Raw genomic sequence first — 16,075 nt, 5'->3', positions numbered from 1 at the left:
CTGCAATACCCACTACTTCTACTTTGGGTACAAACAGGGCGTTAAACGCCCTATTTTAAGTCTTGCGACGCATGGTAACGGAAAACCCGCACCCTGACGACGCTTTGGAGGGGAATGATGTCACAGCCGCCGAAGGTTTTGCTGCTGTATGCCCATCCGGAATCACAGGACTCGGTCGCCAATCGGGTTTTACTGCAACCGGTAAAGCAGCTAGCGCATGTCACTGTGCACGATCTTTACGCACATTATCCGGATTTCTTTATTGATGTTCATCACGAGCAACAGCTACTGCGTGAGCATCAGGTCATTGTCTTCCAACATCCGCTTTATACCTATAGTTGCCCGGCCTTATTAAAGGAATGGCTGGATCGCGTACTGGCGCGCGGGTTTGCCAATGGCGTCGGAGGCCATGCTCTGCGGGGAAAATACTGGCGTTCGGTGATTACCACCGGCGAACCGGAAGGGACATATCGAGTCGGCGGCTATAACCAATATCCGATGGATGACATTCTGCGCCCGTTCGAATTGACTGCGTCTATGTGTCATATGCATTGGATAAATCCGATGATTGTTTACTGGGCGCGTCGGCAAAAGCCGGAAGTGTTGTCCAACCATGCGCAGGCCTACGCCGAGTGGTTAGCTTCTCCGTTGCCACAAGGGAGGCCATAATTATGGAAGGCTCGGCGCTATTAACCGCAATTTTACTGTTTTTGTTTGCAGCTGTCGTTGCGGTACCTATCGCACAACGATTGGGTATTGGAGCGGTATTGGGATACCTGATTGCCGGTATCGCCATTGGCCCGTGGGGGCTGGGTTTTATTCGCGATGTGGATGAGATTCTGCATTTTTCTGAGCTAGGCGTTGTTTTCCTGATGTTCATCATTGGTCTGGAACTTAATCCAGCCAAACTCTGGCAATTGAGGCGCTCTATTTTTGGCGTCGGAGCGGGGCAGGTGATCATCACCGCGACGGTTTTGGGCGCGCTGCTCTATTTCACTCAGTTTGCCTGGCAGGCCGCGGTCATTGGTGGCATCGGTTTAGCCATGTCCTCAACCGCAATGGCACTTCAGCTTATGCGTGAAAAAGGGATGAACCGTAACGAAGGCGGCCAACTTGGTTTCTCCGTATTGTTATTTCAGGATATGGCTGTTATTCCCGCATTGGCGCTGATTCCCATTTTGGCGGGCGGCGGTGGGGGCGCTAACGATTGGGCGAGAATCGCTCTGAAAGTGGCCGCTTTTGCTGGCATGCTCATCGGAGGGCGATACCTGCTACGCCCGTTATTTCGTTATATTGTTGCCTCCGGCGTGCGTGAGGTGTTTACCGCCGCCGCGCTTCTGGTCGTGCTAGGTTCGGCAATATTTATGGATGCGCTGGGCCTGTCGATGGCGTTAGGGACATTTATCGCCGGAATCCTGTTGGCGGAAAGTGAATTTCAGCATGAACTGGAAATCGCTATTGAGCCTTTTAAAGGCTTATTGCTCGGCCTGTTCTTTATCTCAGTGGGGATGGCGCTGAATATTGGCGTTATCTTTACCCATCTGCTGGAAGTATTACTTGGCGTATTGGCGCTGGTTTCCATCAAAGCCACGGTACTTTATGGGTTGGCCAGAGCCTTTGGCCTGAGGCGTTCAGTGCGGCTTCAGTTTGCCGGTGTGCTGAGTCAGGGCGGTGAGTTTGCCTTCGTACTATTCTCTGCGGCTTTTAGTCAGCATGTATTAAGTGTCGATCAACTCGCGCTGCTGCTGGTGGTCGTGACTTTATCAATGATGACTACACCGTTATTGATGCAAGGTATCGATCGTATTCTGTCTCGCCGTTATAACGCTCCGGAAGAAAGCGACGAAAAACCTTTCGTGGAAGACAACGATCCGCAGGTTATCGTTGTAGGTTTTGGGCGCTTCGGGCAGGTTATTGGCCGTCTGCTGATGGCAAACAAAATGCGTATTACCGTATTGGAACGGGACGTTAGCGCCGTAGGCGTGATGCGCAAATACGGTTATAAGGTTTATTATGGCGATGCAACCGAACTAGAACTGCTGCGTGCCGCCGGCGCGGAGAAAGCCAAAGCCATAGTGATTACCTGTAATGAGCCGGAAGACACCATGACATTGGTGCATTTATGTCAGCAACACTTCCCCAATTTACATATTCTGGCCCGCGCCAGAGGCCGCGTGGAAGCACATGAATTATTGCAAAGCGGCGTGAAGGATTTTACCCGCGAAACTTTCTCCAGTGCGCTGGAACTGGGGCGTAAAACATTACGACAACTGGGTATGCACCCGCATCAGGCTTATCGGGCGCAGCAGCATTTCCGTCGTTTGGATATGCGTATGCTGCGTGAGCTGATGCCGCCGCACCATGGCGATGTGGCGCAGATTTCCAGAGTCAAAGAGGCCCGTCGCGAGCTGGAAGATATTTTCCAACGAGAAATGCTGCATGAAAGCAGGCAGCTTGATGGCTGGGATGAACACGAGTAAACCGGAGAAATCAGCATGTCTGTAACCCGTAAACGTTTTATTGCCGGCGCTACCTGCCCGCAGTGTAAGGCTATGGATACTCTCGCTTTATGGCGTGAAGATCAGGTGGAAGTCGTGGAATGTGTGAAGTGTGGCCATCATCAGCGTCAAACTGACGAGCAGGTCAATCAGCATGTCCGCCCGAAAGAGCAAGTTATCGGTATTTTTGATCCAAAGTAGCGTTATCCTCAGCGATTTTTTATGCTGAAGGGTACAGGGGTTCAGATTTCCGCTACAATCTGTGCCAATTTTTGTTCCAAGGGTAGGAGATGTCATGAAAGTAGCAAAAGACCTAGTGGTCAGCCTGGCTTACCAGGTACGTACAGAAGACGGTGTGTTAGTTGATGAGTCTCCGGTGAGTGCGCCGTTGGACTACCTGCACGGACACGGCTCCCTGATTTCCGGTTTGGAAAAAGCGTTGGAAGGCCACGAAGCGGGCGACCGTTTTGATGTGCGTGTAAGTGCTGATGACGGTTACGGCAACTATGATGAAAATCTGGTTCAGCGCGTACCGAAAGACGTATTTATGGGTGTTGACGAGTTGGAAGTCGGTATGCGCTTCCTGGCTGACACCGATCAGGGTCCAGTACCGGTAGAAATTACCGCAGTGGAAGACGAGCACGTTGTGGTTGATGGTAACCATATGCTGGCTGGTCAGGATCTGAACTTCAACGTTGAAGTTGTTGCCATTCGCGAAGCGACTGCAGAAGAACTGCAACACGGCCACGTACACGGTGAGCACGATCATCACCATGAACACGGCGGCGGCTGCTGCGGCGGTCACGACCACGATCACGACCATGACCACGGCCATGACCACGCTCAACAGGGCGGCGGTTGCGGTAAAGGCGGCTGTGGTTGCCACTAAGGCATCACGATCGTCAATGAAAAAGCCAGCCGCAAGGCTGGCTTTTTTGTGCCGCAAATAAACCTCAATAGTGAGGTGGGGGCGTTTCGTCTGCCTGTGATGCCAACATTGAAGGCTGGGAGGCCCGTAATTTATCCGTCAGCAAACGCAGGTGTTCCCGCAGTTTGGTCATTTCCATCTGGTGTTCAGTCACAATCAAATTCAATTCTTCAATTGTCACTTCCTGAAACGCCAGACGACTTTCCAGCATTTCAAGCCGTTGTTCGAACAAAGACGCTTCCATAGTATTTCCTCTCATAACTGCTAACGACGATTCTGTCATCGATTCCTGCCGCGATGGCCGCATGCCGGAGCGACAGCGATGTCAGAGATTCTACCTGTAAACGCCGCGGAATGCCTTGCGCAGAGAGTGAGAACAATAAAAAGGAAACTTCTTGTGATAAAAAAAGTCGAAATATCACTGCATACTGTAGATTCGGAGATTGTTTTGTCTTCGCTCCGGCAGTTATAGTACTGAAACATACACAATCGTTGCTTGGGGTAAGAAGCCCTGAGCCATTGGAGAAATGGATGAAATCATTGTTTAAAGTAACCTTGCTGGCTACAACCATGGCATTGACCCTGAATGCAACTCAGGCTATGGCTGCTGACGCGGTAAAAACTCCTGACGCGGCAGCAACGACTAACAGCAAGTTCAAAAATGACGACCAGCAATCTGCATATGCACTGGGTGCATCCTTAGGTCGTTATATGGACAACTCGCTGAAAGAACAAGAAAAACTGGGAATCAAACTGGATAAAGACCAGTTGATCGCCGGTGTTCAGGACGCTTTTGCCAATAAATCTAAGCTGACTGACGAAGAAATTGAAAAAACTCTGCAAGGTTTTGAAGCTCGTGTGAAATCCTCGGCTCAGGCCAAGATGGCGCAAGATGCGAAAGAAAATTCAGATAAAGGCACCAAGTACCGCGATACTTTTGCTAAAGAAAAAGGCGTGAAGAAAACCGCGAGCGGCCTGCTGTATAAAGTTGAAAAACCAGGTGCTGGTGACGCGCTGAAAGACAGTGATACCGTAGTAGTTAACTATAAAGGTACTTTGACTGACGGCACCGTCTTTGATGATTCATACAAACGCGGCGAGCCACTGTCTTTCCGTCTGGACGGCGTTATTCCAGGCTGGACTGAAGGTCTGAAACAAATCAAGAAAGGCGGCAAAATCACTCTGGTCATCCCACCAGAACTGGCTTACGGTAAAACCGGCGTTCCGGGGATCCCCGCTAACTCCACTCTGGTATTCGACGTGGAATTGCTGGATGTGAAAGCTGCTCCTAAAGCCGACGTCGCTGCTGAAAAAACCGCCGCAGAAGCTGAAGCAAAAGCCCAAAAATAATTCGGAAATAGCTTAGTATCGCTTTGGCGAACAGCACAGACCGTTGCGAATTGCTTTCGCGGCGGTTTTTTTTTGTATTCTGCTGATTCATTTTGCGCTTCTGCTCTTGGATAACTTGACGCTTATGGGTTGTGGGCTTAACGTCAATACCACGCACAAACGCAAGGATTTAGCTTTGGCATATTTGCTAAGCTTATATTCCAAGATATTGAGTTATGAGTCTGCCCGTTGCTATTGAGACAGGCTCTACCTAGAGGGTGGTGTCTTCGATGTCTAATTCGCTTTTAACTGGCGAAACCAGTGAACTGGATTTACTGGATGAACGTCCGTTCAGTCAAACAGATTATGAAATACTGAAATCATACGAGGCCGTCGTTGATGGCTTGGCCATGTTGATTGGCGGACATTGTGAAATTGTTCTGCATTCGCTGGAAGATCTTAAGTGTTCAGCCGTCAGAATTGCCAACGGTGAACATACTGGCCGTCAGATTGGTTCGCCGATAACCGATCTGGCGCTGCGTATGCTGCACGATATGGCCGGTGCGGACAGTAGCGTCTCTCGCGCCTATTTCACTCGCGCAAAAAGCGGCGTATTGATGAAATCCGTCACTATTGCTATTCGTAATCGCGTTCAGCGAGTGATTGGCTTGCTGTGTATCAACATGAATCTGGATGTGCCTTTCTCACAAATTATTCAGACATTTATGCCACCGGAAACGCAGGAAGTTCCTTCTTCCGTCAACTTTGCGTCATCGGTGGATGATCTGGTGGCGCAAACGCTGGAATTCACCATTGAAGAGGTGAATGCGGATCGCAATGTGTCTAACAATGCGAAAAATCGCCAGGTGGTGCTCAATCTTTATGAGAAGGGTATTTTTGATATTAAAGATGCCATTAACCAAGTGGCGGAGCGGTTGAATATCTCGAAGCATACGGTTTATCTGTATATTCGCCAGTTCAAAAGCGGCGATCTTATCGGGCACGAGCGCTAATGCTGCGTTACTGCCTATTGGTTACCGGCCCTGCCTATGGTACTCAGCAGGCCAGCAGTGCTTATCAGTTTGCTCAGGCGTTACTGGCGGCGGGCCATCAATTGGTCAGCATTTTTTTCTATCGGGAAGGGGTGCTGAACGCCAATCAACTGACTTCGCCTGCCAGCGATGAGTTTGATCTGGTTCGCGCGTGGCAACAACTGGCGCAGCAGAATGGGATTGAGCTCAATGTGTGTGTGGCCGCGGCGTTGCGGCGAGGAATCTGCGATCGGCATGAGGCGGAGCAGCTTGATCTGGCCGCCGCCAATCTACAGCCCGGTTTTACTCTGAGCGGATTGGGTTCGCTGGCCGAAGCGGCGCTGACCTGTGACCGCGTTGTTCAATTTTGATCGCGCAATTTTAGAGATGGGCATGAAATCTATCGCTTTTGTTTTCACTCAAGGCCCACACGGAAACGCGAGTGGCCGGGAAGGACTAGACGCGCTATTGGCGGCTTCGGCTCTCAGCGAAGATATCGGCGTGTTTTTTGTCTCGGATGGCGTATTCCAGTTACTTCCGCAACAACAGCCGGAAAAAATTCTGGCCAGAAACTATATTGCCACTTTCGGTGTCTTACCACTTTATGACGTAGAAAAGTGTTATATGTGCGCAGAGGCATTACGGCAACGCGGTCTGGCTCAGGCCAAAGATTGGGTGTTGGATGTTGAAGTGTTAGCGCCTGAAAAGTTACGCCAACAGTTAGCCGCTTACGACGTTGTGCTGACATTTTGACCGTATCAGGATACTAAATATGTTGTATACCTTCAGCCGTTCACCTTTTCAATGCGATTTATCCGCGCTGCTGAGACTGACCACCGACGAAGATGCCATTCTGTTTTTGCAGGATGGAGTGCTAGCGACGTTAAAAGACGCCGATGTTCTTAACATATTGTTAAATAACTTAGCTTCTCTCTATGTTCTGGAAAATGATCTGGCTGCGCGTGGTTTGGTTGGTCAAAATTCAGACAAAATACTAGCGATCGGCTATACTCACTTCGTCGATTTAACCACTAAACATCGTCAACACTTGGCATGGTAATACGACTAATGCTGTATATTTCTTGACACCTTAGGTAGTCAGCCATAAAATTCTGCGTCCTCGTACTCTGCCCTTAGTGCATACGAGGGGGATTTATCACGTGTTTACGAAGCAAAAACCCAGGAGCTTTTTTAATAATGGCAACGATTAACCAGCTGGTTCGCAAGCCACGTAGCATGAAGGTTGCTAAGAGCAACGTTCCTGCACTGGAAGCCTGCCCGCAGAAACGTGGTGTATGTACCCGCGTATATACCACCACCCCGAAAAAACCAAACTCCGCACTGCGTAAAGTTTGCCGTGTGCGTTTGACTAACGGTTTTGAAGTCACCTCCTACATCGGCGGTGAAGGTCATAACCTTCAGGAACACTCCGTGATCCTGATCCGTGGCGGTCGTGTTAAAGACTTGCCAGGTGTGCGTTACCACACCGTTCGCGGCGCGCTTGACTGCTCAGGTGTTAAAGACCGTAAGCAAGCTCGTTCTAAGTACGGCGTGAAGAAGCCAAAGGCTTAATGGTTCTCCGTTAAGTAAGGCCAAACATTTTCACTTTAATGTCAAAATAAACTCTTAGAGTTTTGGACAACCCTGAATTAACAACGGAGTATTTCCATGCCACGTCGTCGTGTTATTGGTCAACGTAAAATCTTGCCAGATCCTAAGTTCGGATCTGAGTTACTGGCCAAATTTGTAAACATCCTGATGGTAGATGGTAAAAAATCTACTGCAGAAGCAATCGTCTATACCGCGCTGGAAACCCTGGCTCAGCGTTCTGGTAAAGACTACCTGGAAGCGTTTGAAACTGCTCTTGATAACGTGCGCCCGACTGTAGAAGTTAAGTCTCGCCGCGTTGGTGGTTCAACCTACCAGGTACCAGTAGAAGTTCGTCCGGTTCGTCGTAATGCCCTGGCAATGCGTTGGATCGTTGATGCTGCTCGTAAACGCGGTGATAAATCCATGGCTCTGCGCTTGGCGAATGAACTGTCTGACGCAGCAGAGAACAAAGGTTCTGCTGTTAAGAAACGTGAAGACGTTCACCGCATGGCAGAAGCCAACAAGGCGTTCGCCCACTACCGCTGGTAATTACCACGCAGTAGTAATGCTAACCATGCGGGCGCTTCAATTAGCCAACCCGCATGGGTTAACTGAACTTGAACGCCCTAGGAATAGAGGAATCAAATGGCTCGTACAACACCCATTGAGCGCTATCGTAATATCGGTATCAGTGCTCACATCGACGCCGGTAAAACCACCACTACCGAACGTATTCTGTTCTACACCGGCGTAAATCATAAAATCGGTGAAGTTCATGACGGCGCAGCCACCATGGACTGGATGGAACAGGAGCAGGAACGTGGTATTACCATCACTTCTGCTGCAACCACGGCCTTCTGGTCTGGTATGGCTAAGCAGTTTGAGCCACACCGCGTCAACATCATTGACACCCCAGGACACGTTGACTTCACCATCGAAGTAGAACGTTCCATGCGTGTTCTTGATGGTGCTGTAATGGTTTACTGTGCTGTTGGTGGTGTTCAGCCGCAGTCTGAAACCGTATGGCGTCAGGCTAACAAATATAAAGTTCCACGCATCGCGTTCGTTAACAAAATGGACCGTATGGGTGCTAACTTCCTGAAAGTTGTTGGTCAGATCAAATCTCGTCTGGGCGCGAATCCAGTTCCATTGCAACTGGCAATCGGCGCAGAAGAGAAATTCACCGGCGTTATCGATCTGGTGAAAATGAAAGCCATCAACTGGAACGATGCAGATCAGGGCGTTACCTTCGAATACGAAGATATCCCTGCTGACATGGTTGAGCTGGCTAAAGAATGGCACCAGAACCTGGTTGAATCTGCAGCTGAAGCTTCAGATGAGCTGATGGACAAATACTTGGGCGGCGAAGAGCTGACCGAGGCTGAAGTCAAGAAAGCTCTGCGTCAACGCGTTCTGAACAACGAAATTATTCTGGTAACCTGTGGTTCTGCGTTTAAAAACAAAGGCGTACAGGCGATGCTGGATGCGGTTATCGAATACCTGCCGGCTCCAACTGACGTTGAAGCTATCAACGGTATTCTGGACGATGGTAAAGATACCCCGGCTGTTCGTCATTCATCTGACAACGAGCCATTCTCTGCACTGGCGTTCAAAATTGCTACCGACCCGTTTGTTGGTAACTTGACCTTCTTCCGCGTGTACTCTGGCGTTGTAAACTCCGGCGACACCGTGTTGAACTCAGTGCGTTCACAGCGTGAGCGTCTGGGTCGTATCGTACAGATGCACGCCAACAAACGTGAAGAGATCAAAGAAGTTCGCGCAGGCGACATCGCAGCAGCGATCGGTCTGAAAGATGTGACTACTGGTGACACCCTGTGTGACCCAGCTAATCCTATCATCTTGGAACGTATGGAGTTCCCAGAGCCAGTAATCTCTGTTGCTGTTGAACCAAAAACCAAAGCCGACCAGGAAAAAATGGGTATGGCTCTGGGTCGCTTGGCAAAAGAAGATCCATCATTCCGCGTTTGGACTGACGAAGAATCTGGTCAGACTATCATCGCTGGTATGGGTGAGCTGCACTTGGATATCCTGGTTGACCGTATGCGCCGCGAGTTTAACGTGGAAGCAAACGTCGGTAAACCTCAGGTTGCTTACCGTGAAACCATCCGCGACACCGTTAAGGACGTGGAAGGTAAGCACGCTAAACAATCAGGCGGTCGTGGTCAGTACGGTCATGTTGTTATCGACATGTCTCCGCTGCCACCGGGTGGCGTAGGTTATGAATTCGTCAACGAAATCGTTGGTGGTTCTATTCCTAAAGAGTTCATCCCAGCCGTTGATAAAGGTATCCAGGAACAGCTGAAAGCTGGTCCATTGGCAGGTTATCCGGTTGTTGACGTTAAGATTCGTCTGCATTACGGTTCTTACCATGACGTTGACTCCTCAGAATTGGCGTTTAAATTAGCCGGTTCTATCGCCTTTAAAGAAGGTTTCAAACGAGCTAAACCAGTTCTGCTTGAGCCAATCATGAAGGTTGAAGTCGAAACCCCAGAAGATTACATGGGTGACGTAATGGGCGACCTTAACCGTCGTCGCGGTATCATCGAAGGTATGGAAGATACTGCTACCGGTAAAACCGTTCGCGTCAAGGTTCCGTTGTCTGAAATGTTCGGTTATGCTACTGACCTGCGTTCTCAGACTCAGGGCCGTGCTTCTTACTCCATGGAATTCCTGGAGTATGCTGAAGCACCTAGCAACGTCGCTAAAGCCGTTATCGAAGCCCGTGGCAAATAAGCTTTCGGGTTTAAAACAATGATCCAGTGCTCTCTCATAAGTGGGAGAGCACAAGAGTAAGGAATATAGTCGTGTCTAAAGAAAAATTTGAACGTACCAAACCCCATGTAAACGTCGGTACTATCGGCCACGTTGACCATGGTAAAACTACCCTGACTGCTGCAATCACTTCCGTATTGGCTAAAACCTACGGCGGTAACGCTCGTGCATTCGATCAGATCGATAACGCGCCAGAAGAAAAAGCTCGTGGTATCACCATCAACACTTCTCACGTTGAATATGACACCCCGACTCGCCACTACGCGCACGTTGACTGCCCAGGTCACGCCGACTACGTTAAAAACATGATCACCGGTGCTGCGCAGATGGATGGCGCTATCCTGGTTGTTGCTGCAACTGATGGCCCTATGCCACAGACTCGTGAGCACATCCTGTTGGGTCGCCAGGTTGGCGTTCCTTACATGATCGTATTCATGAACAAATGCGACATGGTTGACGACGAAGAGCTGCTGGAACTGGTAGAAATGGAAGTTCGTGAACTTCTGTCTACTTACGATTTCCCAGGCGACGATATCCCAGTAGTTCGCGGTTCAGCGCTGAAAGCACTGGAAGGCGCTCCTGAGTGGGAAGCTAAAATCATCGAACTGGCTGGCTTCCTGGATTCTTACATCCCAGAACCAGAACGTGCTATCGACAAGCCGTTCCTGCTGCCTATCGAAGACGTATTCTCCATCTCCGGCCGTGGTACTGTTGTAACTGGTCGTGTAGAGCGCGGTATCGTTAAAGTTGGTGAAGAAGTAGAGATCGTTGGTATCAAAGATACTGTTAAATCTACTTGTACTGGCGTTGAAATGTTCCGCAAATTGCTGGACGAAGGCCGTGCTGGTGAGAACGTTGGTGTTCTGCTGCGTGGTATTAAGCGTGAAGATATCGAACGTGGTCAGGTTCTGGCTAAACCAGGTTCTATCAAACCACACACTACCTTTGATTCAGAAGTTTATATTCTGAGCAAAGACGAAGGCGGCCGTCATACTCCGTTCTTCAAAGGCTACCGTCCACAGTTCTACTTCCGTACAACTGACGTGACCGGTACTATCGAACTGCCAGAAGGCGTTGAGATGGTAATGCCAGGTGACAACATCAACATGAAAGTTACCTTGATCCACCCAATCGCGATGGATGACGGTCTGCGTTTCGCAATCCGTGAAGGCGGCCGTACTGTAGGCGCTGGTGTTGTTGCTAAAGTAATCTCTTAATTTCTTTACTGATTAAGTTAGAAGGGCGCTCCGGCGCCCTTTTTTATATCAAAAGAAAATAATCTTAATTGAAATAAAAAGCATTCCCATTTACACTTACGGCATTGGTTAAGAAGTGAGCCTTATATGTACGTATGTTTGTGTAATGGAGTGTCTGATAAAGTCATCCGCAATGCTGTTCGCCAGCATCATCCCCATACTTTGAAGCAACTACGCCAACTGGTTCCAATCGGAACTGATTGCGGAAAATGTATCCGGCAGGCGAGAGAAATTTTGATCGAGGAGTGTGCGAATATTCCAGAAATGAATGACGTTGCTTAAAACATAGGTGGGATAAGATTCCCCACTCTTTGCCATCTGGTACTACACTTTTAGTACTGGAAGCGGAGGGCTTATCTATGAAAGGCGATAAAAAAATAATTTCTCATCTCAATAAACTACTCGGAAACGAGCTGGTTGCTATCAATCAATACTTCCTGCATGCGCGAATGTTTAAAAACTGGGGACTTATCCGTCTGAATGATAAGGAATACCACGAATCCATCGATGAAATGAAACATGCAGATCGTTACATTGAGCGGATTCTGTTTCTCGAGGGTATTCCTAATCTACAGGATTTAGGCAAAATCAATATTGGCGAAGACGTCGAGGAGATGCTCAGGTCGGATCTGGCTCTTGAATTAAGCGGCGCCAAAGATTTACGTGAAGGCATCGCTTATGCTGATTCGATACATGATTATGTTACTCGCGATCTGCTTAAAGAAATTCTGACCGATGAAGAAGAACATATTGATTGGCTGGAAACTGAACTGAGCCTGATAGAACGTTTAGGTATACAGAACTACTCTCAGGCGCAGCTAGGGAAGCTTAACTAAGCTGTTGTGCCACAATGCTGGGATAACAAAAAAGTGAGTATCTCAACGGTGCTCACTTTTTGTCTATTCAATTGAGGGTGGCGCAGTACTTACTTACCAGCACTATATACACTGTGCACTAAGATTTATCGATATAGCTAGGCTGGTCGAGATAACTGATCTGAAATATAGGGCCTGCCGCCAAAGATGCCAGAGAGCGATCTTCTGGATAAGAAAGCAATAGAGGGAACAGAACTGCCTGCCCAATAATAGATCTCCTGCTACGATCTTTCGGCCCTAAGCCCCATATGTTTTGAAAGGTCATCGGCCGTTCTTCATCAGTGTTTCCTACGTACAGCATAATATGTCCCCGAATATGAATGAGGGTCATAAAAGGCCGACCATGCTTAGCCAGAAAGTCTAGGCGCTCGTTTGGCGGATATTGGCTTAAATCAACGGTTTTTCCCTGAGTGATTTGTTTTGAAGAGTGAGTGGGGAGCCAAAACCCGAATGCGGTCATCAGATTTTTTAATTCGCTCGAACAATCGTTGTAGCCGTACAAGCCTCCCCATCCGTAAGGGCGACCTAGTGAACGCTGAATCAGTAACGCAAAATTCTTACGGCTTGCAGCGAGCGGTAGGGTACTTATTTTGTCGGGCGCTACTCTGGCGATATGTATAACAGCTTGTTGCCGATTGTTAACCACCGGAATCATCAGGTGTTGGGCGTCAAGCTGTGGGAGAATGCTCCCCATGTCATCACTGGCATAAATACGAGATTGATGTGGCTCAGTCAACGCTACGTTGAAGTCGGTTATTACCGCCATCTTTTTTTTTGCCGCACTTCGCCATAGTTGGATAAAAGCCTCATCGGCATAGGCAATAGAATTAGACAGCACCCATCCCTGTAAGTCTGGGCTCATAATGAAACTCCACAGAGTATCGGCACTATGCCCAATGACATAAATGGGCGTTCCAATGTGTAGCCGCGATTCTTGCAGGTTATCGAAAGGGTAACCTTCACCCGCGATAGCATCGCTATAAAAGCTAGGATCATTGGTAGGGAGCACTCTAACCATCGTTTGACTTACGGTTATTCCTCTCTGTGCAGCGTGAAAATGTAGCTTCTTGAACTGAGTTAGCGGCACATTGGTACGAATGCTATCAATCCATGTTTGTGTATAGGGACGATAATTACTGCCGTAATTAATGCTATCTCCCTTGGCATCTACATTGTCAAAGCGCTCTAATACTTTCTTTATAGAAGAAGCGATACTATCCGTTCCTTTATCCGATAGCTTTTGCTGAACATAGTGCTCATCCCAAGGCGAAGAAGAGGTAGGGCTGCCGCCGAAATAGTGTTTGAGTAGGTTTTGATGAGCTTGCTGCTGAAGTTTGGCGGAAACTAAGGGTTTAGTATAATCGGGGGCGTTGGGTGGAAACCAATAGGTAGGGCTTTGGTTGTAGGCCTGCAGGGGAAAAATCGAGCGCGTACTCGCTATTGCTTGAGTCATGAAACATACGATAACAAGTAGTAGAATACTCCGGCAATTATGAGCCATGGCATAGTCCCTTTTGCGAATATATGGATGACCAACTCTCCCTCTCCCTGTATTGGTCAATATTTGTTACTCACCTATAGTAACGTAGTGTGATAATAAGTAAATTCACTAAAACTTGAGATGAATGGCTAAATACGTAAGTTCTCGCATAGATTTTCAACAGTGACTTGCTTACTGCCCGAATTTACGTATAATGCGCGTGCCTACCTAATCTTGGTTGGTCAGATTGAATTTGATCTGTCGGGAGTAGCTAAATGATACTTCCGAACAATACTCCCGATTTGGGGGTTATATGTTGAACGATTACACTCTCCCATCAATCGAAATGGGTCTGAGTAGTAATCATTTATGTTTATAAATAATTGGAGCTCTGGTCTCATGCAGAACCAAAGAATCCGTATCCGCCTGAAAGCGTTTGATCATCGTTTGATCGATCAATCAACTGCGGAAATCGTCGAGACTGCCAAGCGCACTGGTGCGCAGGTCACCGGTCCGATCCCGCTGCCGACCCGCAAAGAGCGCTTTACCGTTCTGGTTTCTCCGCACGTCAATAAAGATGCGCGCGATCAGTACGAAATCCGCACTCACAAGCGTCTGGTTGACATCGTTGAGCCAACCGAGAAAACCGTTGATGCTCTGATGCGTCTGGATCTGGCTGCCGGTGTAGACGTGCAGATCAGCCTGGGTTAATCAGGTCATTGAGCGATTGAGAGGTTGAAACAATGATTGGTTTAGTCGGTAAAAAAGTGGGCATGACTCGTATCTTCACTGAAGATGGCGTTTCAATCCCAGTAACCGTTATCGAAATTGAAGCAAACCGCGTAACTCAGGTCAAAGACCTGGAGAACGACGGTTACCGTGCCGTTCAAGTAACTACCGGTGCTAAAAAAGCTAACCGCGTTACCAAACCGGAAGCGGGTCACTTCGCTAAAGCTGGCGTAGAAGCTGGCCGTGGCCTGTGGGAATTCCGCCTTGCAGAAGGTCAAGAATTCACTGCTGGTCAAGAAATTAGCGTTGAAATTTTCGCAGACGTTAAGAAAGTCGATGTTACAGGTACATCTAAAGGTAAAGGTTTTGCCGGTACTGTTAAGCGCTGGAACTTCCGTACCCAAGATGCTACCCATGGTAACTCCTTGTCTCACCGCGTTCCGGGTTCTATCGGTCAGAACCAGACTCCGGGCAAAGTGTTCAAAGGCAAGAAAATGGCTGGCCACCTGGGTGACGAGCGTGTAACCGTTCAAAGCCTGGACGTAGTACGTGTTGACGCTGAGCGCAACCTGCTGCTGGTTAAGGGTGCTGTACCGGGCGCAACCGGTGGCAACCTGATCGTTAAACCAGCTGTGAAGGCGTAAGGGGATAGCAATGGAATTAGTATTGAAAGACGCGCAAGGCGCGCTGACTGTTTCCGAAACTACCTTCGGTCGTGATTTCAACGAAGCGCTGGTACATCAGGTTGTTGTTGCTTATGCAGCAGGTGCCCGTCAAGGTACTCGCGCTCAGAAGACCCGCGCTGAAGTGACTGGTTCCGGTAAAAAACCGTGGCGCCAGAAAGGTACCGGCCGTGCACGCGCAGGTTCTGTAAAGAGCCCGATCTGGCGTTCAGGTGGTGTGACCTTTGCTGCGAAGCCTCAGGACCACAGTCAGAAAGTAAACAAAAAGATGTACCGCGGCGCGCTGAAAAGCATCCTGTCCGAATTGGTACGTCAAGATCGTCTGATCATTGTCGAGAAGTTCTCTGTAGAAGCGCCTAAAACTAAGCTGCTGGCACAGAAACTGAAAGATATGGCTCTGGAAGATGTGCTGATCGTAACTGGTGAAGTTGACGAGAACTTGTTCTTGGCAGCTCGCAACCTGTACAAGGTTGATGTTCGCGATGTAGCAGGTATCGATCCAGTTAGCCTGATCGCCTTCGACAAAGTGGTTATGACTGCTGATGCTGTGAAGCAAGTTGAGGAGATGCTGGCATGATTCGTGAAGAACGTCTGCTGAAAGTACTGCGCGCGCCGCATGTATCTGAAAAAGCGTCCGCTGCGATGGAAAAAAGTAACACCATCGTTCTCAAAGTTGCCATCGACGCGACCAAAGCAGAAATTAAAGCTGCAGTGCAGAAACTGTTTGAAGTCGAAGTTGAAGACGTTAACACCTTGCTGGTTAAAGGCAAGAGTAAGCGTCACGGTCAGCGTGTTGGTCGTCGTAGCGACTGGAAAAAAGCTTACGTCACCCTGAAAGAAGGCCAGAATCTGGACTTCATCGGCGGCGCAGAGTAAGTCGGAG

At 48.7% G+C, this 16,075-nt stretch carries 21 protein-coding genes; 19 read left to right on the top strand and 2 right to left on the bottom strand.

The window, feature by feature from the left end; genetic code table 11:
- Positions 1 to 117: 117 nt before the first annotated feature.
- From kefG to slyD, 4 genes are all read left to right on the top strand, one after another.
- Positions 118 to 669, top strand: a complete 552-nt coding sequence (kefG, locus tag PL78_RS11440; protein WP_064515595.1) for a glutathione-regulated potassium-efflux system ancillary protein KefG — start codon at positions 118 to 120, stop codon at positions 667 to 669.
- 2 nt (positions 670 to 671) lie between these two features.
- Positions 672 to 2,480, top strand: coding sequence for a glutathione-regulated potassium-efflux system protein KefB (gene kefB, locus PL78_RS11435; protein ID WP_064515593.1), 1,809 nt, complete (start codon positions 672 to 674; stop codon positions 2,478 to 2,480).
- Positions 2,481 to 2,495: 15 nt separating this feature from the next.
- Entirely contained in the window at positions 2,496 to 2,699 is a 204-nt protein-coding gene (locus tag PL78_RS11430) for a YheV family putative zinc ribbon protein (RefSeq protein WP_049597226.1), read from the top strand.
- 94 nt (positions 2,700 to 2,793) lie between these two features.
- A complete protein-coding gene (gene slyD / locus PL78_RS11425; RefSeq protein ID WP_064515592.1) occupies positions 2,794 to 3,387 on the top strand; it encodes a peptidylprolyl isomerase in 594 nt (197 codons plus the stop codon).
- Between the two features lie 64 nt (positions 3,388 to 3,451).
- Here the strand turns inward: slyD and PL78_RS11420 are convergent, their stop codons facing one another.
- Positions 3,452 to 3,670 carry a protein SlyX gene (locus tag PL78_RS11420; RefSeq protein ID WP_049597224.1) on the bottom strand — a complete coding sequence of 73 codons (219 nt, stop codon included), beginning with the start codon at positions 3,668 to 3,670 and terminating at the stop codon, positions 3,452 to 3,454.
- A 287-nt stretch (positions 3,671 to 3,957) separates the two neighbouring features.
- Here PL78_RS11420 and fkpA point away from each other — a divergent pair, with 287 nt between their 5' ends.
- The 11 genes from fkpA to bfr all read left to right on the top strand — a co-directional run bounded on the left by fkpA (position 3,958) and on the right by bfr (position 12,261).
- The gene (fkpA, locus tag PL78_RS11415; protein ID WP_064515591.1) at positions 3,958 to 4,776 is read left to right on the top strand and encodes an FKBP-type peptidyl-prolyl cis-trans isomerase; all 819 of its coding nucleotides are present in this window, start codon (positions 3,958 to 3,960) and stop codon (positions 4,774 to 4,776) included.
- Positions 4,777 to 5,045: 269 nt separating this feature from the next.
- A complete protein-coding gene (locus tag PL78_RS11410; protein ID WP_064515590.1) occupies positions 5,046 to 5,768 on the top strand; it encodes a helix-turn-helix transcriptional regulator in 723 nt (240 codons plus the stop codon).
- Positions 5,768 to 6,157 carry a sulfurtransferase complex subunit TusD gene (gene tusD, locus PL78_RS11405; RefSeq protein WP_064515587.1) on the top strand — a complete coding sequence of 130 codons (390 nt, stop codon included), beginning with the start codon at positions 5,768 to 5,770 and terminating at the stop codon, positions 6,155 to 6,157. Before PL78_RS11410 ends, tusD begins: the two co-directional genes overlap by 1 nt.
- Positions 6,158 to 6,173: 16 nt before the next feature.
- Entirely contained in the window at positions 6,174 to 6,539 is a 366-nt protein-coding gene (gene tusC / locus PL78_RS11400) for a sulfurtransferase complex subunit TusC (RefSeq protein ID WP_120805418.1), read from the top strand.
- Positions 6,540 to 6,558: 19 nt separating this feature from the next.
- The gene (gene tusB / locus PL78_RS11395; RefSeq protein ID WP_064515585.1) at positions 6,559 to 6,846 is read left to right on the top strand and encodes a sulfurtransferase complex subunit TusB; all 288 of its coding nucleotides are present in this window, start codon (positions 6,559 to 6,561) and stop codon (positions 6,844 to 6,846) included.
- A 137-nt stretch (positions 6,847 to 6,983) separates the two neighbouring features.
- Positions 6,984 to 7,358 (top strand): 30S ribosomal protein S12, encoded by a 375-nt coding sequence (gene rpsL / locus PL78_RS11390; RefSeq protein WP_004718567.1) that lies wholly within the window; start codon positions 6,984 to 6,986, stop codon positions 7,356 to 7,358.
- A 96-nt stretch (positions 7,359 to 7,454) separates the two neighbouring features.
- Positions 7,455 to 7,925 (top strand): 30S ribosomal protein S7, encoded by a 471-nt coding sequence (gene rpsG, locus PL78_RS11385; protein WP_004702306.1) that lies wholly within the window; start codon positions 7,455 to 7,457, stop codon positions 7,923 to 7,925.
- Positions 7,926 to 8,021: 96 nt separating this feature from the next.
- On the top strand, positions 8,022 to 10,130 hold the full coding sequence (fusA, locus tag PL78_RS11380) for an elongation factor G (protein ID WP_064515583.1): 2,109 nt from the start codon (positions 8,022 to 8,024) through the stop codon (positions 10,128 to 10,130).
- A 71-nt stretch (positions 10,131 to 10,201) separates the two neighbouring features.
- Positions 10,202 to 11,386: an elongation factor Tu gene (gene tuf, locus PL78_RS11375; RefSeq protein WP_064515581.1), complete on the top strand. Its 1,185-nt coding sequence runs from the start codon at positions 10,202 to 10,204 to the stop codon at positions 11,384 to 11,386.
- 126 nt (positions 11,387 to 11,512) lie between these two features.
- Positions 11,513 to 11,707, top strand: a complete 195-nt coding sequence (bfd, locus tag PL78_RS19640) for a bacterioferritin-associated ferredoxin (RefSeq protein WP_071665759.1) — start codon at positions 11,513 to 11,515, stop codon at positions 11,705 to 11,707.
- A gap of 77 nt (positions 11,708 to 11,784) precedes the next feature.
- A complete protein-coding gene (gene bfr, locus PL78_RS11370; protein WP_064515579.1) occupies positions 11,785 to 12,261 on the top strand; it encodes a bacterioferritin in 477 nt (158 codons plus the stop codon).
- A gap of 118 nt (positions 12,262 to 12,379) precedes the next feature.
- On the opposite strand, the gene PL78_RS11365 is transcribed toward bfr, so the two are convergent.
- Entirely contained in the window at positions 12,380 to 13,753 is a 1,374-nt protein-coding gene (locus PL78_RS11365; protein WP_158513762.1) for a C40 family peptidase, read from the bottom strand.
- Positions 13,754 to 14,179: 426 nt separating this feature from the next.
- Between PL78_RS11365 and rpsJ the strand changes: the two genes are divergently transcribed.
- The 4 genes from rpsJ to rplW are packed head-to-tail and all read left to right on the top strand — an operon-like array spanning position 14,180 to position 16,068.
- Positions 14,180 to 14,491, top strand: coding sequence for a 30S ribosomal protein S10 (gene rpsJ, locus PL78_RS11360; protein WP_004718576.1), 312 nt, complete (start codon positions 14,180 to 14,182; stop codon positions 14,489 to 14,491).
- 32 nt (positions 14,492 to 14,523) lie between these two features.
- On the top strand, positions 14,524 to 15,153 hold the full coding sequence (gene rplC, locus PL78_RS11355) for a 50S ribosomal protein L3 (protein ID WP_049597215.1): 630 nt from the start codon (positions 14,524 to 14,526) through the stop codon (positions 15,151 to 15,153).
- 10 nt (positions 15,154 to 15,163) lie between these two features.
- On the top strand, positions 15,164 to 15,769 hold the full coding sequence (gene rplD / locus PL78_RS11350) for a 50S ribosomal protein L4 (RefSeq protein WP_064515576.1): 606 nt from the start codon (positions 15,164 to 15,166) through the stop codon (positions 15,767 to 15,769).
- Positions 15,766 to 16,068, top strand: coding sequence for a 50S ribosomal protein L23 (gene rplW / locus PL78_RS11345; protein WP_049597213.1), 303 nt, complete (start codon positions 15,766 to 15,768; stop codon positions 16,066 to 16,068). The genes rplD and rplW overlap by 4 nt, the downstream gene beginning before the upstream one ends.
- The last annotated feature ends 7 nt before the right edge of the window (positions 16,069 to 16,075 follow it).

Source organism: Yersinia entomophaga (genome assembly GCF_001656035.1).
GTDB lineage: Bacteria > Pseudomonadota > Gammaproteobacteria > Enterobacterales > Enterobacteriaceae > Yersinia > Yersinia entomophaga.
This window is presented reverse-complemented; position numbering and strand designations above follow the sequence as displayed.